Genomic DNA, 21,050 nt, shown 5'->3' with positions numbered 1-21,050 from the left:
ATAAAAGGTGTTACTTTTTGTGCTGGAAGTGACAGAGGTAATATAGTATAAAAAGTGTTACTTTTGTTACCTTTTAACATTCGTAGATTTACTCTTTCTGATTTATCGGTTGACCATATTTCGATGGGGAACATTTATACTGGGCTTTGAAACATTTGCTGAAATAGAACGGATCGTCAAAGCCTACCTTGTAAGATATTTCGGATACAGTAAGATCTCCCTGCAAAAGGAGTTCGGCAGCCCGTTTCAACCGTTTTATCTTTATGAGCTCGTTGGGCGAAAGTCCGGTTATGCCTTTCACCTTTTTATAGAAAATGGTACGTCTTTGTTTCGCTAATTCGGCGAACTTATCTACAGAAAACTCTGTGTCGGCAAGATGTTCTTCCAGTATTTTATCTATCAGGTTGAAGAATTCTTTATCCTTGTCTGTAGATGTAATCAGGTTACCATCGAGAACATACTCATTCGAAAAACGTTTTTTCAGTTGTTCCCGTTGTTCAATGAGTTTAAACACTCTGGTTACAAGATATTTCAGACTGAATGGCTTCATTATATATGCATCGGCCCCGCTCTGGATACCTTCCAGTTGATGTTCTATCGACGAATGCGCCGTTAACAGAATGATAGGAATATGGCAGGTCTGGAAATCCTCTTTCAGTCTTCGTGTCACTTCAAATCCATCCATGGCAGGCATCATCACATCGCAGATAATAAGGTCAGGGTTTATTTCGACTGCTTTCTGTAAACCTTTTTGTCCGTCTTCGGCAACTTCTACCATAAAGTATTTGCTGAATTCATCGATCAGGAAATTGCGGATATCATCGTTGTCGTCAATTATCAGCATCTTATAATTGGAGAGTGTGGAATCGTCTATATCCGGTAACTGGATGTTTTCGGTATTGTCTGATGGATATAGAATCTTACTGTTGTTTTCTGCAGGGAGAATGCCGGAATGAGTTGGAGTAATGAAATTCTCGCCTTTGTAAGTATCCTTGTTTGCAGATATCTCGACATTGAATATGGAGCCTTGCTCTTCATTATTCTCGTACCAGATTTTGCCCTTATGCACATCGACAAACTCTTTTACCAGAGACAGGCCTACACCCGTTCCGGACGATGAAAAGTTGATTTGCATAAAACGGCTGAAGAGCATATGCTGTTTGTCTTTGTCTACACCTATACCATTATCTTTCACCTTGAAAAGACATACTTGCTTTTGCCGGTCGATAGAAATTATAAGGTCTATTTGTCCCCCGTTAGGAGTAAACTTGAATGCGTTGGATAGCAGGTTATACAAGATCTTATCTACCTTGCGGCGGTCGATAAACATCTGATATGAGTCGGTATCACTGATAAATGAGTATTCTATTTTCTTCTGATTGGCGGCTTCCTGAAAATTGGAATATATGTCTTTGGAGAACTCAATGATATCGGTATCCTCCAAATCGAGTGTCAATACATTGTTTTGTAGTTTTCGGAATTCTAGTAGCTGATCAATAAGCCGGGTGAGTATGACGGAGTTTCTACCCAAAATGTTTATCTGTTTCATCGCATGCGGAGATACACCTGTTTGTTCATTCAGATTTTCTACAGCCCCCCTGATCAGCGTCAGCGGAGTTCTGAATTCGTGGGATATGTTGGTAAAGAAACGCAGTTTATGGTTTGTCAGCTCTTTTTCTAACTTTACGTTATTATTAAGCATATTAAATTTATAGATAAGCTTGAACGCGATGTATAAGAGGAGCATTACTAACAGGCCATAAATAATATAGGCGTACCATGATTTCCAGAAAGGAGGTGCAATAATGATTTCAAGCCGGGTGACTTCATCATTCCAGATTCCGTCACTGTTTGTCCCTCTTACTTTGAATATATATTTTCCCGGTGAAAGGTTCTTGTAGGTGGCTGTATTATAATGGCTTATTGCGCTCCATTGCTTATCATAGTTTTCCAGCATATAGACGTACCTGTTCTTTGCCGGGTCTTTTAATACTAAGGAGGCAAATTCGATGGTGAATGTATTCTGCTTATAGTTTAGGTTTATTTCATCGGAATAGCTTATCGATTGTTTCAGGGGGGAGCCTTTCTTTCCAGCCTCAACTTTGACATCATAAATAAAAAAGTCCGTCAACGTAACAGGCGGGGTATTTTGGTCGGGCACGAACGATTCGGGATTGAAAACGATTAGTCCATCGAGGCTACCCCACAGCATATTACCGTTTTTATAGTGGATATTTGCATTCTCATTGAAATGATTGCCGTATGTTTTCTCAGAAAACTGATAGATTATGAATGTGTTTGTATGCTTATTAAACTTGGTTATCCCACTTTCTGTGCTGATCCACAGATTATGCTCTTTGTCTTCTTGTATACCTGATACGAAATCTCCGGACAAACCGTTTGCAGTAGTATAGGCTATAAAATGTTCATCATATTCTGCGGTAGCTGGAACAAACTTATTTAGTCCGCCTCCGGCAGTACCTATCCAGATGATGCCCTCTCCGTCTTCAAATATCGTCTTTATATCATTGCAGTTAATACCGTTTTTCTTATTCAGATTCATACGGTACGTTTTATAGGCTTTGGGATTCTTTATCAATTCTTCAGGGTTGAATAAAATGATGCCGTCACTACTTCCCGCCCATATACGGTCTTTACTATCCTGATATATATATCGTATATAACTACGGTTGCCATCGTCGAAGAAGAAGCGTTTGAATTTAATACCGGCGGGTGTATCTTCTGCGAGGTTTATTCCTCCTCCGAAAGTACCTGTCCACATACGGTTTTTATTGTCTTTGCAAATATTGAAAATGGTATTGTAGCTTAGCGAATTGGCATCTGTTTCTATATTCGTGTAGTGAGCTATTTCTTTGTATGTGGCCAGGTCTATGATGTATAAGCCTTTTCCTTTAGTTCCTACCCACATTCTTTTCTTGGAGTCTTCGGTCAAAGTATAAGGATTCATATCTTTATATATACATTTTCCTGCTTCCAGGATGTCTTCATATACATATAAGCTGCCATTCTTAGTTCCTACCCATGTTTTGTCGAATGCGTCTGCATATATTGTGCGCACATTGTTGTTCTTACCAATCGAAGTCTCTATCTCAGGACGGACAACCTGTATATCGTAATTGGGTTTGGTAACCTTAATGATACCGGCATATTCACTTCCAATCCATATATTACCATACCTGTCTTCTGTGATGGAAAGGAGATAATCAGATGCCGGACTGTTCTTGTCGGCGCTATACTTATAGTTGTGTAGAGAATCAGTTTCAGGATTATAGTAAAATAGTCCATTCCCGTATGTCGTAATCCAGATAAAACCTTTAGAATCTATGAATACATTATATCTTTCCAAGTCGATGATTTGAGCAATAGCCGGCGGTATTAGTTCCATCTTTTTTACTTTTCGGCTATTTTGATTATAATACCAGACTATACCTGAATGATTATACATCCAGATACCCTGATTCTTATCGATTATAAACTCGATGTTACCTGCAAGTTGCGGGTCTTTTGCCCACGCAGGCTTGTCAAATAGGTTGGTACTTATGTTATATGAAATAAGACCAGAGGATTTTGTTGATATTAATAGTTCATTATCTGAGAGTCTGGTCACATCGGTATAAACGTCATTAAGTATAGAATTGGTCGTTTCCTGAAAAGACTTTCGTTTAATATCGTATTCGATGATACCCGACTTTTCAGATATGAAGTATATTTTATTATTAAGTTCTATTGCTTTAGTAAAAGAATGTTTGTTGGAAAAGAGAACATCAGTCTTATCTCTCGATATCATGAACAGGCCGGACTCTCCGCCAACCCATATGGTGGCTTTGGAGTCTTCGAAGAGGAACTTGCAGTCTTTCTTATTTTCTGCACTTTTCTCGGTAAGAAATGGTTTTGTTGAGAATCTGCTTCCAGTTTTGCGTATTCGCAAGCAACCATTAGTATTACCCCATAGCCAGATAGTGCCATCCGTAGCTTCATAGTAGTTTATATAATATGCGTTGTTTTCATGGGTGTGGTTTTGCTCCGAATGGTAATTTATGAAGGAGTCGGAGACAGGATTATAACAGCTAAATTCGTTCTTATATGTCTTGATCCATAGGTATCCGTCTTTGTCCTGGAAGACATCTTTTATACGATGATCGATCAGTGAATTAGGATTGTCTAGCTGAGGTTTATAAGCAATAAGGTTATAGCCATCATATCTATTCAGACCATCTAAAGTTCCTGCCCAAATAAAACCTTTTTTATCCTCGAGAATTGCCCGGACAGTATTTTGCGACAGTCCGTCTTTTGTGCTGATTTGTGTAAACTGCAAGTTGTTGTCTTTTACCGGGAACAATTTTATCGGTAAAATAACGAGGAGAATAATAAAGGTTATAGATTTCAATAGATTCATATGGCTAACAATATTTGAAACTCTTTTCAAAAGTACGAAAACTAATGTTTATTCGAAATCGGGTGACTAATAATCTATAAGATTGAACGATTTTACAGTCGTTGCATCTGCTTGTTCTGCGTAATGAGGATTTCTTCTGTTAAATCGTTTTCTGTAGCCAGTTTGTGAAGTCCGTTTTTGTCGTATTATTTCTTGTTTTATTGTAACAGAAATGAATTTCCATAACTATGAACAAAAATACATTTTCCTGAAAATATGTTAATCTTAGTTTTGCCGTTGATAAATCGAATATGAAAAACATTAGTTCTGGAAATTAAAGTAGAAGAACTAAACACACGAAACTCAATTACCATTTTAAATTAATATTTATGAGGAATTACCATGGAAAACGGCTCTTAAGAGCCAGAGGTATGTTGACATTGATTCTCGTTTTTATGTCAACATTAGTTTTTGCACAGACGAAGACAGTGACCGGTACAGTTATCGATGATCTGGGAGACGGTGTAATCGGTGCTGTAGTAACAGTAAAAGGATCAACAAAAGGAACTGTAACTGATCATGATGGAAATTTTACTGTTGTGGCAGGTGCTCAGGACGTACTCAATGTAAAGCTCATCGGCTATATTGAGCAGAATATTACGGTAGGATCACAAACTCACATTAAAATTGTACTTCAGGAAGATACACAAATGCTGGATGAAGTAGTTGTAGTCGGATATGGCACAATGAAAAAAAGCGATGTGACCGGAGCAATGGCCCGTGTAGGAGAAAAAGAAATGAAAGCGATGCCTGTCAAAGATGCACTACAGGCTATGCAGGGAAAGACAGCCGGTGTGGATATTACATCAAATCAACGTCCCGGACAAACAGGAAGTATCAGGGTGCGGGGAGTTCGTTCTTTGAATGCAGATCAGGGTCCTTTATATGTAGTAGATGGTATGGTCATTCAATCCGGAGGAATAGATAATATAAATCCAAGTGACATTGAGGCTATTGATATATTGAAAGATGCTTCAGCTACGGCTATTTATGGTTCTCGTGGAGCAAACGGGGTGATATTGGTTTCTACTAAACGAGGAAAGAGTGGGTCTCTATCTGTAAACTATTCGGGTTCTGTAACATTTGAGAAAATGTATGATGTAACAGAAAATATGAGTGCATCAGAATGGCTCGATTATGCCCGTCTGGCAAAATACAATATGGGTACATATAAGTCGGCTACACCATCTTATGAAGCCGATTATGCAACATGGGGTTCGGTTGCTGCTTCATGGGCTAATATTGCTGCCGGTTGGACAAACAATAATACCGTTTGGGATGGAAGTAAAGTCGGTAGTTACGACTGGGCTAGCCATGGTAAACAAAATGCTGTTTCTACAGAACATACAATCAGTATATCCGGTGGTGGTGAGAAATCACAGGGCTACGGATCGTTTGGTTATTTGAGCCAAGAAGGGACTCAGCCGGGGCAAAAATATGAACGCTTCACAGCAAAAGTAAATTTTGACGCTTCACCTACAAAATGGTTTAAAATGGGGACATCAATTAACGCTTCATGGGGTGATCAGGATTATGGCTATAATTTCGCAAAATCAGTAACCGGAGCCGGAGATTTTTATTCGGCATTACGCGGTATGTTGGCATGGACAACACCTTACGACGAGAATGGCAGCTATATACGAAATCCTGCTGCAGGTGATGTGAATATTATTAATCCGATAAATGAGCTAAAATATACAGTAAATAATAGACAAACCTTTATTGCAAACGGAAGTTTTTACGGACAACTTGACTTTGGCGAAATGTTCGACCCATTGAAAGGTTTAAAATATCGCATTCAATTTGGACCTGAATTTAAGTACTATCGTACAGGCTCTTTTTATGATGCAGAAGGTATAAATGGTGATGGAAACAATACAGCCTCATACAATAACTATCAGACACGTGCATGGACACTTGATAATCTTGTTTATTATGATCGCAATATCGGTATAGATCATAAATTGGGACTTACATTGATGCAATCGGCATCTGCCTATCATTACGAATATGGTACAATGAAAGCTACAGATGTAGCATCCTCTTCCGAACTATGGTACAATCTTTATTCTGGTGGTGCATTAAGCTCTTTTGGCACAGGTCTTACTGAGACTCAGATGACTTCTTATATGGTGCGTGGAAATTATAGTCTTAAAGATAAATATTTGCTGACGGCTTCTGTCCGTTGGGACGGTGCATCTCAATTAGCAGAAGGACATAAATGGGCTTCTTTCCCTTCTATGGCGTTAGGCTGGCGTATGGAACAAGAGAAGTTTATGCAGAATCTGGGTTTTATCAATGCATTGAAACTTCGTTTTGGTGTAGGAACTACCGGTAACTCGGCAATAGGAGCTTATGCTACCAAAGGAGCTATAAATCAGTTATATTATAATTGGGGTACTACTACTTCTTCACCGGGCTATGTGGCCTCAGACCCATCACTCAAGGATCCATCAAAAATGGCTAATTCCGAACTGGGCTGGGAAAGAACGACTCAGTACAACTGGGGATTGGATTATGGTTTCCTTAATAGTCGGATTAATGGTAGTATTGATATTTACTCTACAAAGACAAAAGACTTATTGATGGCGATGTCTATCCCTTCTCTTACCGGTTATACATCAACTTATGCAAATGTAGGAGAAACTGAAGGATGGGGTATTGATCTTCAATTGAATACTATAAATGTTCAGACTAAGGACTTTACATGGGCGACTAATATTACATGGTCGAAAGACAAAAGTAAGATTAAAGCTCTTGCAAACGGTAGAATTCAGGATTTGAGCAATGCATGGTTTGTAGGAGAAGAGATCGGAGTCTATTATGACTATGTATATGATGGTATATGGAAAACATCGGAAGCCGAGGAAGCTGCTAAATATGGTCGCAAACCCGGGCAAATAAAGGTGAAGGACCTGAATGACGATGGTGCTATCGATGCTAATAACGACAGGCAGATTGTAGGTACTACACGTCCGGAATGGTCGGGAGGTATAATGAATACATTTAATTATAAGAATTTCGAATTGTCTTTCTTCATTTATTCCCGTTGGGGTTTTACATTCAGAAGCGGAGCCGTAACTCTTGATGGCCGTTACCAGATGCGTAAAATAGATTATTGGGTGAAAGATACAAATGAGCATGCAAGGTATTACTCTCCGGGATCAAATGGTGAAGCCGCTGATGTTTATAATTCTTCAATGAATTATGAAGATGGTTCATTTATAAAAATGAGAAATATAAGTTTCGGATACAACTTTGCTCCAAAACATCTGAAGAAGCTGGGAATAAATAATCTGAAAGTTTACGGACAACTTATGAATCCATTTACGATATATTCTAAATGCGATTATCTGGACACAGACCTTTCCAGCTATGACAATAATACGACTTCTACAGGTTCGGCAACGACGATAAAAGGGCTTGTATTCGGTGTTAATATTGGTTTTTAATAAAAAAAGAAGAATAAAATGAAAATAAATAAGATATTAATGGCTTCAGCTATAGTAGGTACATTAGGCCTGTCAAGCCTGCCTTCATGTAGTGAAAGTTTTTTGGATGAAGAATTAACGACGCAGTATAGTACCGACTATTTTAAGACACAGGAAGGACTTGATGCATTGGTTACCGGAGCTTATTCTAAGTTGAAATTCAAATTCAATTACGTTTGGGGAATTAACATGTTCAATTTAGGTGTGGACGAATTTACAGATGCGAATAACTCTATTCCTAGTTACAATTGTTATAGTTTAGACCTGAGTTCCTCGGAAGGTGAATCTCTTTCCCCATTATGGGATAATATGTATGGTGGCATAGAATCAGCCAATACGATTATACAGAATATGCCTCTTTATTACAATCAGAACAGCGCAACTTACAATACCCGTCTGGGTGAAGGATATTTTATGCGGGGTTATTTTTATTTACAATTAGTAGTTCAGTTTGGAGGCGTGCCACTGAAGTTGGCTCCGTCTACATCTGTTGAGACTTATTTTACTCGTGCCTCTGAAGCAGATTGTTTTGCTCAGGTTATTTCCGATCTTAAAGCTGCGTATGATATATTACCTACAACCCCGTCAGAAACAGGACGCATTACAAAATGGGCTGCTGCGCACTATCTGGCAAAAGCTCACCTGACACGTGCCAGTGAATTGTATTCTTCATGGAATTCTTCTTTGGTCTCTGCGGATCTCGACGCTGTAATAAAATATGGAGGCGAAGTAGTAGCTGCTCATCCTTTGTGTAATGATTTTGTCGAATTGTGGGATTATCAGAAAGCAAACAGTGCAAACGAGAAAGCTACAGAGGTAGTCCTGGCTGCACAGTTCTCTGATGATCAGGCTACATGGGGACGTTATGGAAATCAGATGCATCTGTATTATCCATCGGTGTATCAGGATATTGCAGGTACTGCACGTGATATTTCCGGAGGACGTGAATTCTCGTATGCGCGGGCGACAAACTATGCACTGGATGTATTTGACCGAGTAAACGATTCCCGTTTCTGGAAATCTTTTATCACTAATTATGGCTGTAACACTACAGCTGCAGCGCCAACATGGACTGAAGAAAATGCTAAACTGGGTCCCGCCGGTACAGTAGCTGGTGCTAAACGTTTTGTAGGAGGCGAATTAGCAATTAAATATATTGTAAATAATGCCGGTGATACCCGTTACCAAGCGGTAGCTAACGATGCAACAGGGGTATTGAAAAATGGAGTAATGGAAAATACACATACTTTTGTTCGTTACTTTAAAGGGGAGCCTCAGCAATGGGTTGGAATTCATGGTAATAATGGCTATTATGGAGTGCAAAAACGATCGGTGGCCTTGTCTAAATATCGTGACGGATACCGCATCAGCATTGCATCACAGTTTGGAACACGCGATGCCATTATGGCTCGTTCGGCAGAAGATGTACTAATGATAGCAGAAGCATATATCCGTAAGGGTGAATCAAATTATTCGAATGCAATAACCTGGATAAATAAACTACGCGACCGTGCAGCATATAAGAATGGCGAAGACCGTACAAAACATGTTGATGGTGGTCAATCTTATAAAAATAACTCTTATTGTAATGGTAAAGGTGGAGGTTATTCTGCCGATGGCGCAATTTATTGGGATAAAAATACATACTACGAATCTAATAATATCGCATCAACTACAGCGGAAACAAAATCGTCCATGCTTATAAACTCTGTCAGCGATGTATATAATTCGACAGTAGACACTCCTATTTATGAAAAATTGGGTTGTACTTCCAATGCGGATAAGATGATGTGTTTCTTATTGAATGAACGTACTCGTGAACTTTGTGGCGAAACATACAGATGGGAGGATCTTGCCCGCACCAAGACTCTGGAGGCCCGCTGGAAAGCATTTAATGACGGATATGTCAGAGGTAATACTGCCTTTAAAGCTACGACACACTATTACCGCCCGATACCTCAATCTTTTCTGGACGGTATAACAAATGAGAGCGGAGCAGCTTTAACCTCAGAGGAGAAGCAACAAATACAAAATCCGGGCTATTAATTATAGCATAGATTCAATAATGAAAAGTCAGGTCCGGTTAATAGCTTTATTAGCCGGACTTATTTAGCCATCCTGTAAATAATTGCTGTTTATGAAATATTATATATTACTTACCTTGTTGTTACTTATTACAACACATCTTGTCTCCCAACCCAATTATGACTACTCTAAGCTCAAAAGGGAAAAGCTAGGACGAGGATTCGTTGCGGTAAAGAAGAATAACAGCACAAATTCTATAAGCTGGCGTTATCTTTCATCTGATGCTTTAGATGCATCTTTTAATATATACAGAAACGGGGAAAAGATAAATGCAGAACCTGTTTCAGGGAAAACGTACTTTGAAGACAAAATACAATCAGATGCAGCCGTTATCTACCAGTTAAAACAAATACGAAAAGGGAAAGAGGTTGATGAACAATCTTACGTATTACCCGCCGATGCACCTATTGGCAGCTTAAATATTCCATTAGACATACCTTCGTCAGGTATAACTCCCGACGGACAAACATATACCTATGCACCCAACGACGCTTCGGTAGGAGATGTCGATGGTGACGGAGAATATGAAATAATATTGAAGTGGGACCCTTCAAATGCCCATGACAACTCACATAACGGTTATACCGGAAATGTATATATAGACTGCTACAAATTGAGCGGTGAAAAATTATGGCGTATAGACCTCGGACGGAATATCCGTGCAGGCGCGCATTATACACAATTTATGGTCTACGATCTGGACAATGACGGCAAAGCCGAGATTGTTATGAAAACAGCAGACGGGACTACCGACGGAAAAGGAAATATCATAGGTGAGGCTGATGCCGACTACCGAAATAAATATGGGTTTATAATAGAAGGACCTGAATATCTTACAGTCTTCAACGGGCAAACCGGCGAAGCAATGTCTACAATCGACTATATACCGCAACGCGGCGATGTTAGCGCATGGGGCGATGCCAGAGGCAATAGGGTAGACCGTTTTCTTGCTTGTGTCGCTTATCTCGACGGAGAGTACCCGAGTGTGGTTATGTGTCGCGGATATTATACACGCACTGTTCTCGCTGCCTTCGATTGGCGGAACGGTAAACTTACGAACCGCTGGATATTTGATTCCGACCAGCCCGGAAACGGGAAATATGCCGGGCAAGGCAATCACAACCTCAGGGTAGGAGATGTGGACGGGGACGGATGCGATGAGATTATATACGGTTCTTGTGCAATAGATCATGATGGGAAAGGCCTGTATAGCACACAGATGGGGCATGGTGATGCGATGCATATGACTGTGTTCGATCCCCACAGAAAAGGAATGCAGGTCTGGGATTGTCACGAAAACAGGCGCGATGGTTCCAGCTACCGTGATGCCGCGACAGGAGAAGTGCTTTTTCAGATAAAATCAACCGAAGATGTCGGACGTTGTATGGCTGCTGATATTGATCCTGAGCATTTCGGAGTGGAGATGTGGTCGCATTTCAGCAATGGTATTTACAATGTGGATGGGCAGTGTATTAATCCTTCTATAGAAGATGTATCGGTAAATATGGCTTGCTGGTGGGATGGGGACTTGCTGAGAGAGTTATTGGATAAAGTAAGTATTACAAAATATGATTATAAGAATAAGACATCGAATGTTTTATTTTCTGCCGATGAATGCCTTTCCAACAGTGGGACAAAGGCTACTCCGTGCCTGCAAGGCGATATTATCGGCGATTGGCGCGAAGAGATACTTTTCAGGACAAAAGACAATCGGAACCTGAGATTATATGTGTCTACACATGATACCGATTACCGATTTCATACGTTTCTCGAAGACCCTGTTTACAGGATTAGTATCGCCACTCAGAATGTAGCTTATAATCAGCCTACCCAACCCGGATTTTATTTCGGGGCCGATCTGGGTAAATGTTTCCCCGTAAAGGATATTATTGTAGATAAAGATTATATAGAACTCGATGCCGGAATGGATTATGACACATATAGCTGGTCGGTAGGAGGAAATGAAAGAGTAAGAAAAATAACAACGAAAGATATTCCCGTAGGTAAGAAAACAAAAGTTGAACTGACTGTGGCTTACCGTGGATACGAGTTTAAGGACTATGTTTATATAACATTTAAATGATGAATAGATATACTGTAATCTTAATTGTACTCCTTTGCCTGTCCCTTTTTACCCGGGCTTCGGATATCGGCAAGCGTTTTCCTTCTGAGAAATTTATGATGGTGGATACCCGTACCGGATATACAATTACGGCACTAACAAACGGTACTTATAGCGATGCCAAATTGTATCCGACGCATCCGCAATGGACTTCGGACGGGAAGTATATCGTTTTCAGGTCTTCCGACCGTTCGGCAGATAAGCATTCACAGGCATTTGCCATGTCGGAGGCGACCGGGGAGATTATTCAACTGACAGACGGCGAGGGTACAGGTACAGGCAGTCTGAATGTAGCACGCCTTTCTAATAAATTATATTATTTCAGAACGGAGAATAATGTAAAAACACTGATAGAGCTAAATCTCGATTCATTACTTAATGATAGTTACAGAAATACCATAAAGCAAAAAGAAGTATACGAGCGGACTATTACAATATTACCTTCCGATCTGGCAGAGTCGGGTGGTTTTACTCTCGACGCTGATGAAACGAAAGCATATGTTGGTGTACGGCTTGTTGGGGCAAAAGTAGAAAAAACAGAAGATGATAATGAATTCCGTATAGCACAGGTACCTTCCGGCATAAGGGCTATTGACCTGAAAACAGGAGATATATCTACTGTTATCGATGTGCCTTTTACAATGGGACATGTACAGGCAAATCCTTTTCTGGCAGGAGAAATCCTGTATTGTCAGGAAACGGGAGGTGATGCACCGCAACGTATGTGGATTACAAAAGCGGATGGCTCGGATAACCGTCCCTTATTTGCAGAAGATGCCAATGATTGGGTTACTCACGAAACATGGGTAGACAGGGATCATGTTTATTTCAATGTGATGGGGCATCTGCCCCGTTTGCGAAAAAGGCCGACAGGATTATTCCGCATTAATGTGAGAACAGATGAAGTGCAGTTACTCGGACAACTGGATTATGGTTCAGGGTTCTGGCATTGCGGAGGTACTTCGGATGGAAAGTGGGGCGCATCGGATAATTTCGAAGGGGAAGTTTACCTTATAAACAGTATGACAGGAGAACGGAAATTGTTAACTGCTAATCACCGGATGAAGCCGGATCATACACATCCTTCGTTCAGTCCGGACAATACGCGCGTACTTATACAGTCGGGATATTTGTCTGATGGCAATAAATTAAGCCTGATGGTGATTAATATAGCACAAGCCATGAAATAGGGAACTTAGACCTAAATTTCTATCTATTTGAATGATTTTACATATATTAATCCCATAAGAAAACCTTTATTTGTAATAAAAAAATACCATGAAGAAACAGGGAATTCTACTCACTTTAAGTTTAATCTTTTTAATCAATAATTTTAATCTCTTCGCTCAAAAGAAGCAGGAAAAAGTAAATGATTTCAATACCCCGTTACATCTTTTAACGCCCGATTATAAAACTCCATATAGAGAACTTACCGAAAAGGACATAAAAGAATCTTTAGACCGGGTCTTGAAATATCTGGATGAGGCCACACCCGCACGTGTCGTAAATAAAGATAGCCATAAGGCAATTACCGACTTATCCAAAGTGGATAAAAATGCGATTCTGGAACGTGGCAATTTCCGCCTAGCAAGCTATGAATGGGGAGTAACCTATTCCGGAATGCTTGAAGTGGCGAAGGCTACCGGCGATAAAGCGTATTATAAATATGTGGACGACAGATTCAGATTCCTGTCGGATGCCGCCCCTCATTTCAAAAGATTGATGAACGATTACGGGGTTATCGATCCGCAGATGAAACAGATGCTGACCCCTCATGCGCTCGATGACGCAGGCGCTATGTGTGCCGCGATGATAAAGCTGCAGCAGGATAAACCAGACTATGAGCTGAGAAGCATTATAGACAATTATATGAACTACATCATGTATAAGGAATATCGCCTGAGCGACGGTACGTTTGCCCGTAAGCGCCCGCAAATGAACACGCTCTGGCTCGACGACATGTATATGAGTATCCCTGCGATAGTACAAATGGGAAAACTGACAGGAGACGCCAAATATTATAATGAAGCGGCGAAGCAAATCAAACAATTCTCGGAACGTATGTTTGTGAAAGAAAAAGGATTGTATATGCATGGCTGGGTAGAGTCTATGACAGAGCATCCTGCGTTTTTCTGGGGACGTGCCAACGGATGGGCAGTGCTGACTATGACCGAAGTACTGGATGTATTACCCGAAAATCATCCTGAACGGCAACGCATACTGGAACAACTGCGTACGCATATCAAAGGAATAGCTTCGTATCAGTCGGGAGAAGGATTCTGGCATCAGTTGCTGGACAGAAACGATTCGTATCTGGAAACGTCGGCTACAGCGATATATGTATATTGTATCGCCCGTGCTATAAACAAAGGCTGGATAGATCCCCTGGCTTACGGTCCGGTAGCGCAATTGGGCTGGAACGCGGTTTCTACCAAGATAAACAGTGCCGGAGAGGTAGAAGGTACTTGTGTAGGTACAGGCATGGCATTTGATCCGGCATTCTATTACTACCGTCCGGTGAATGTATATGCGGCGCATGGTTACGGGCCGGTATTACTGGCAGGAGCGGAAATGATAAATCTGTTGAAAAAATTCTATCCGCGTATGAATGACAGTGCCATACAATATTACACATCTCCGCAGACAACCAAATCTCCTATATTCGGTATTGAAGACTCTACGCGCCCCGATGCGATAGCCTCAGGCAGTTCACGGGTAAACGATAAAGCTCCCGTGATATTCCTTATCGGCGACTCTACCGTGAAGAACGGCCGGGGGAAAGGTGACGGCGGTCAGTGGGGCTGGGGAAGCTTCTTTCAGCAATTTTTCGATACAACACGTATATCAGTGGAAAACCATGCATTAGGCGGACGCAGTAGCCGGACATTCTTTACCGAAGATCTCTGGAATAAGGTATTGCCGGGTATCCGCAAAGGCGACTATCTGTTTATACAGTTCGGACATAACGATGGCGGCCCTCTGAATACAGGGCGTGCGCGTGCTTCACTCAATGGTACGGGGGATGAGTCTCAGGTGGTAATAATGGAACGTAACGGCGGCCCCGAAGAAGTGTTCACTTTTGGTCACTATCTGCGTATCTATATCCGTCAGGCGAAAGCGGTCGGAGCCATACCGGTTGTGCTATCCCCTACACCCGGCAACAGATGGACAAACGGAAAAATGAACCGTATGACCGAAACATATACCAGATGGGCAAAAGAAGTGGCTCAACAAGAAGGCGTAGAATTTATCGATCTTAATGACCGTACGGCTGCTAAATGCGATGCAATAGGTGAAGAAAAAGGAAAGCAGCTGTTCGTTGACAGTGTGCATACAACATACGACGGGGCTATCATAAACGGGCAGTCGGTAATAGAAGGCTTACAAAGTCTGAATGGTTTTTCTTTGAACCAGTATATATTGAAATAATAACATATCATGAAAAGACAAGCTTTTAAAATGTATTTGAAACCGGGATTCGAAGCAGAGTATGAGAAAAGACACAACGCTATCTGGCCGGAATTGAAGCAATTACTCAAAGATACAGGCGTATCCGATTATACGATTTTCCGGGATAAGGAAACGAATATATTGTTTGGTTATCAGATTATTGATGGCGATAGTTCGTCTCAGGACTTAGGCGGTAATCCGATTGTGCAGAAGTGGTGGGCTTATATGGCTGATATTATGGATACGAACCCGGATAACTCGCCTGTATCCATTCCATTGCAGGAAGTTTTTCATATGGATTAAACAGTATATCAAATGAGAAAAACCTGTTACATCTTTCTGCTTCTTTTAAGCTCGATAACTGTTCTCGGACAGCAGACGATTTATAAATTCAACTTTACGGATAAACCTGTAAAAGGTTACGTTTCTGTGCCGTCGAATACTATCTATGGCGAAAATTCGGTATACGGATACGATTTGAATACAAATCCGACAAATGGAAATTCCTTTTTCTTTTCTGTAGATGTACCCGAAGGCAATTATAAAGTGACGGTTGTACTGGGCAGTGATAAAGGTGAAAGCAACACAACCGTGAAAGCCGAATCGCGCAGGCTCATGCTTGCCAATATCAAAACCTCAAAGGGTAAATATTCGACTCATACTTTTGCCGTGAATATTCGTAATACAAAAATAGGAGATACGGATTCGGTACGGATAAAGAGGCGCGAGATGGGAAAACTTATTTGGGATGATAAACTTACGTTGGAGTTTAACGGCAAGAATCCGGTGGTGGCAAAGATAGAAATAGAAAAGGCCGATAATATTCCGACCATATTCCTTGCGGGAAATTCTACTGTGGTGGATGAAGCTGAAGAGCCGTGGTGTGGCTGGGGACAGATTTTCCCGGGTTTCTTTACCTCTGATATTGCGATAGCCAATTATGCGGAATCGGGTGAAGCGGCCAATACATTCGTTGCCTCAAAAAGATTTGCCAAACTCCTTTCTAAAATGAGAAAAGGCGATTACCTGTTCATCGAGTTCGGACATAACGACCAGAAACAGAAAGGAGAGGGGAAAGGTCCCTATACAAGCTATAAAAGCGATTTGAAATATCTGGCCGATAAAACTCGAGAAAAAGGAGCGGTTCCCGTATTGATAACATCCATGCACCGCCGCTTCTTTGATGAAAACGGGAAGGTGAAAAACACACACGGTGATTATCCCGACGCTGTAAGGCAACTGGCAAAAGAAGAAAATATTACGCTCATCGACCTCAATAATATGAGTGCGACGTTATATGAAGCATGGGGCGTGGAAGGTTCGAAACGAGCTTTTGTTCATTATTCCGCAGGTACTTTCCCGAATCAGAAAGAACCGCTGGCTGATAATACACATTTCAATCCTTATGGAGGAACCGAAATAGCCAGGTGCATACTAAAAGGCATGATCGATAATAACCTGCCTGTAAAAAAATACATCAGAAAAGATGTCAGGCCTTTCGATCCGGCTCATCCCGACGACCCTGATAAATTCGATATTCCGGCCACACCATTTTCGTCAATGGTAAAACCGGATGGTAATTAAGGTAAAACTGAACAAAAAATAATTATATGAAACGAACTGCATCAATCATTCTCGGACTATTCTCTTTATTATCCATCCCGGTATTCGGACAACAACGTACCGATGAAGAATGTATAAGGGCTGTCGCCGACAATATATTGAAACAACCTGTGACACAGTTTGTCGGAGTCACCACCGGAGTTACATACAACAGCACAAAGGAAATACCAAAAGGTGAAGACGTCAGGTTTAAAAGTCCGCTTACAGAGTGGCATTATTCCAATGGAGTGCTGGATATGAGTATGATACATCTGGGTGAATACCTCAATGAGCCGAAATATACGGACTATGCGAAAAATCATGTCGCTTTTGGCTTTGCCAATTACGGATATTTTAAAAATACATTCCGTAACGACCGTAAACATTGGCACTGGCCTTTCGGGCAATTATGGAATACGAAGGAACTGGATGATTGCGGGGCAATGGGCGCGGCTGTGATTGATGTATATATGCTGGATAAGAGAGCGGAATATAAGACATATATAGAAACGGCAGCCAATCATATAATGAACGGGCAGGTGCGCTTATCGGACGGTACGCTTTGCCGGACATTTCCCCGTGAGATGACCGTCTGGGCCGACGACGTTTATATGAGTGTTTCCTTTTTGTCGCAAATGGCAAAGATGACAGGGGAAGCTAAATACTATGATGAGGCAGCGCGCCAGATTATCAATGTTGCCGGTTACCTGTGGTGCCCCGAAAAGCAACTGTTTTACCATTGCTATTATACTGATATGAAACGCAATGGTGTGGCATTCTGGGGACGGGCGAATGGTTGGATAACTGTCTCCTTAGTGATGCTTCTGGATGCAATGCCGGAGACTCACCCGAGGCGTGGGGAACTGATAACCCTACTCGAAAAACAGATTATCGGTGCATCCCGTTACCAGAATGCCAATGGCATGTGGAACCAGTTACTGGATAAGCCGGAATCGTATGACGAATCATCTGTTACAGCCATGTATATCTATGGCATTGCTAAGGCTGTGAACAATAAATGGATAGATCCGGCTTATACCGCTATGGCCCAGATTGCATGGAAGGCCTTGAAGGAAACACAGATAACAGAAGAAGGACATTTCAGGAATGTATGTGTCGGTACGGGAATCACCGACGATTTGCCTTTCTATTACAACCGTCCGGTAGGCGAGAACGAAAAGCATGGGCTGGGGCTTATCATCGATACGGGTATAGAAATGATGAAACTGGCAAAGTCTCAGAGCCGGAAGAAATAATGTGATCGGAAAGTAATAATTTTATCTATATATTGTTGTCAAAGTGTTGATAATGAGTGAAAGGTTGCAGGTTTTAAAATATGTAATATGTGTTACCTTTGTTACTTTTTCAAAGTAGTAAGTATTGAGTATAAAGTAAAAAGAGGTATTTACTATTAACTGAAAGAAGCTGTTACTTTTGTTACTTTTTGAGAATTTATGTAGGGGCAATCCCTTGTGGTTGCCCGCCTGTTACATAATGGGCAGGCACAAGACCTGACCCTACGAGAATAACAAAGGTAACAGTAGAAAAATAATAAAAAAAGTGTTACATGTGTTACCTTTTTTGAATTGAGAGTTGACAATGGACAGTTAATAATGACTGGTTGTAAGAACAAGATTTTATTGTTAACTGCTAACTGTTCACTGTATTTAGGGGACTAATAAATAATATAATTATGATAAATAGTATCCGTTTTTTTATTTTAATAATCTGTTTATATGTGACTTGCATGGCTTATGCGAGCCGCATCCCCAAATTGAGCTGGGTAGAGAAAACGGGTGCGAGAAATATACCGAAAAGTAACAGGTCGTATAACGTAGCGGACTATGGCGCGGTGGCCGATGGTGTTACAATGAATACAAAAGCTATTCAGAAGGCCATCGACGAATGTGCCCGGAATGGTGGCGGAACTGTTACCTTTTCTCCGGGAAAATACCTTACAGGCTCCGTTTATCTGAAAGAAGGGGTTCATTTTATTATTCCTAAGCGAACTACTCTACTCGGCAGTACCGATCTGAAAGATTATCCCGAGATGAATACACGGGTTGCAGGGATAGAGATGCAGTGGCCATCGGCGTTAATCAATGTTCTGGGACAAAAAAACGTGATGGTGAGCGGCGAAGGAGTGGTGCATGCACAAGGTAAAGTATTCTGGGATTCCTACTGGGCAATGCGTAAGGATTACGAAGCTAAAGGGTTAAGGTGGATTGTGGATTACGATTGTAAACGCCCGCGTACACTTTTGGTTTCCGAATCGTCGGATGTAACGGTAAAGGGACTTACTTTTCGTCAGGCGGGATTCTGGACTATACAGATTCTCTATTCGTCTTATTGCACTGTGGACGGGGTTATTATCCAAAACAACGTGGGAGGGCATGGGCCGAGTACGGATGGGGTGGATATAGATTCATCATCCTATATATTAGTAGAAAACTGCGATATAGATTGTAACGATGATAATTTTTGTCTCAAATCGGGGCGTGATGCCGATGGTTTACGGGTAAACCGTCCTACCGAATATATCGTGATACGTAATTGTATATCGCGTGCAGGCGGAGGATTACTCACATGCGGCAGTGAGACTTCGGGCGGTATCCGTCATGTGCTTGCCGAAGGGTTGAAAGCGAAGGGAACAACGGTAGGTATCCGCCTTAAATCAGCGATGAACAGGGGTGGCATTACCGAACATATCTATATCAGGGATGTAGAAATGGATAATGTGAGAACAGTGTTTGAAGCGACAATGAATTGGAATCCATCATATAGTTATTCTACTTTGCCCAAAGAATATGCAAACAAAGAAATACCTGAACACTGGAGGAAAATGCTGGAGGAAGTGGAACCCGACAAAGGGGTGCCTTACTTCAATGATATATATCTATCCGGCTTTAAGGTACGGAATTCGAAAACGTTTATGAGTGTGGAAGGGAGTGAAACTTCTCTGATGAAGAATTTCAACTTCAGTGATATAGATGCCAATGTAGACAGGATAGGCGATGTCAGATATGCAAGAGACTGGAAATTTGACAATATAAATATAAAAGCGAAGAACCGGGAGCCTGTTGTAATCGAAAACAGTGAGAATGTTCATTTCCCGTCAGGTGTTGTGGCTATAGAAACGGATTTTCCTTATACCTTGAATGGAGTAAGTAAAGAGGCGGAAATAAAAGGCGCCGCACATCCTGAATTTGCCTTTCTTATACCCGAAATGACCGGAAATTTAAAGTTCGGAATCGTGCAAGGGCAGAGCAGCAAATGGCTGAGGGATTTCAAAGTAAAAAATGTAAAGCAATCCGGCAGGCAATTGATATACAGGCTTTCCGATCCGGTATTGAAAGGAGGAGAAATTACTGTAAATGCGGTTGCGTTGAGCTCTTCGGATGGACTTATTATAGAGGTCTCCGCTGAAAAAATACCGGCTGATATTTCCCTGTTCTGGTCGTACGGAGGAGCTTATGGAGAAGCATTGGAAAAGACAGGTAATGGTAGTTTAAGGCCGGTTTACTGTAAGTATAATGTGTTCAGCGTGGAGTGGACAGCCTTTACTTTGTATTACGGGCAAAGTATGAAACTGAAAACGATCAATGCTGTCATGCCGGTTTCTTCCGAAATCCGTTTGTCGGATGCCTATATGCAACAGTCTCCACTCTCTTTCTTCGAATCGGGGAAAAAGACGGATGCTCCGGCTTTAGCGGCTGTTTTACCTCTGAAAAGCGAACAGAAAGAATACTTCTGTATATATAGGCAAAACGAAAAGGCTGATTATAACCATTATATGTTACCTGCACTCTTTCAAAAAGAGAAGGACTATATAATTAAAAAGTGA

At 41.2% G+C, this 21,050-nt stretch carries 10 protein-coding genes and 1 pseudogene; 10 read left to right on the top strand and 1 reads right to left on the bottom strand.

Annotated features, from left to right (window positions below; all coding sequences use genetic code 11):
• Positions 1-88: 88 nt before the first annotated feature.
• A complete protein-coding gene (locus IR083_RS14050) occupies positions 89-4,417 on the bottom strand; it encodes a two-component regulator propeller domain-containing protein (RefSeq protein WP_194224787.1) in 4,329 nt (1,442 codons plus the stop codon).
• 368 nt (positions 4,418-4,785) lie between these two features.
• Here IR083_RS14050 and IR083_RS14045 point away from each other — a divergent pair, with 368 nt between their 5' ends.
• From IR083_RS14045 to IR083_RS14005, 10 genes and pseudogenes are all read left to right on the top strand, one after another.
• Complete coding sequence (locus tag IR083_RS14045) at positions 4,786-7,908, top strand: SusC/RagA family TonB-linked outer membrane protein (RefSeq protein ID WP_194224786.1); 3,123 nt, start codon at positions 4,786-4,788, stop codon at positions 7,906-7,908.
• Positions 7,909-7,926: 18 nt separating this feature from the next.
• Positions 7,927-9,993 (top strand): RagB/SusD family nutrient uptake outer membrane protein, encoded by a 2,067-nt coding sequence (locus IR083_RS14040; protein WP_194224785.1) that lies wholly within the window; start codon positions 7,927-7,929, stop codon positions 9,991-9,993.
• 91 nt (positions 9,994-10,084) lie between these two features.
• Entirely contained in the window at positions 10,085-12,115 is a 2,031-nt protein-coding gene (locus tag IR083_RS14035; protein WP_194224784.1) for a rhamnogalacturonan lyase, read from the top strand.
• The gene (locus IR083_RS14030; protein WP_242052421.1) at positions 12,112-13,344 is read left to right on the top strand and encodes an oligogalacturonate lyase family protein; all 1,233 of its coding nucleotides are present in this window, start codon (positions 12,112-12,114) and stop codon (positions 13,342-13,344) included. The genes IR083_RS14035 and IR083_RS14030 overlap by 4 nt, the downstream gene beginning before the upstream one ends.
• A gap of 88 nt (positions 13,345-13,432) precedes the next feature.
• Positions 13,433-14,830, top strand: a pseudogene (locus IR083_RS24660) (glycoside hydrolase family 105 protein); the annotation flags it as partial.
• 57 nt (positions 14,831-14,887) lie between these two features.
• Positions 14,888-15,583, top strand: coding sequence for a rhamnogalacturonan acetylesterase (locus IR083_RS24655; RefSeq protein WP_410492886.1), 696 nt, complete (start codon positions 14,888-14,890; stop codon positions 15,581-15,583).
• A 9-nt stretch (positions 15,584-15,592) separates the two neighbouring features.
• Complete coding sequence (gene rhaM, locus IR083_RS14020; protein WP_194224782.1) at positions 15,593-15,907, top strand: L-rhamnose mutarotase; 315 nt, start codon at positions 15,593-15,595, stop codon at positions 15,905-15,907.
• 12 nt (positions 15,908-15,919) lie between these two features.
• Positions 15,920-17,188 (top strand): rhamnogalacturonan acetylesterase, encoded by a 1,269-nt coding sequence (locus tag IR083_RS14015; RefSeq protein ID WP_194224781.1) that lies wholly within the window; start codon positions 15,920-15,922, stop codon positions 17,186-17,188.
• 26 nt (positions 17,189-17,214) lie between these two features.
• Complete coding sequence (locus IR083_RS14010) at positions 17,215-18,462, top strand: glycoside hydrolase family 105 protein (protein ID WP_194224780.1); 1,248 nt, start codon at positions 17,215-17,217, stop codon at positions 18,460-18,462.
• A 491-nt stretch (positions 18,463-18,953) separates the two neighbouring features.
• Positions 18,954-21,050: a DUF4450 domain-containing protein gene (locus IR083_RS14005; RefSeq protein ID WP_199343235.1), complete on the top strand. Its 2,097-nt coding sequence runs from the start codon at positions 18,954-18,956 to the stop codon at positions 21,048-21,050.

The sequence above is a fragment of the Dysgonomonas sp. GY75 genome (genome assembly GCF_015234155.1).
Classification (GTDB): domain Bacteria; phylum Bacteroidota; class Bacteroidia; order Bacteroidales; family Dysgonomonadaceae; genus Dysgonomonas; species Dysgonomonas gadei.
This window is presented reverse-complemented; position numbering and strand designations above follow the sequence as displayed.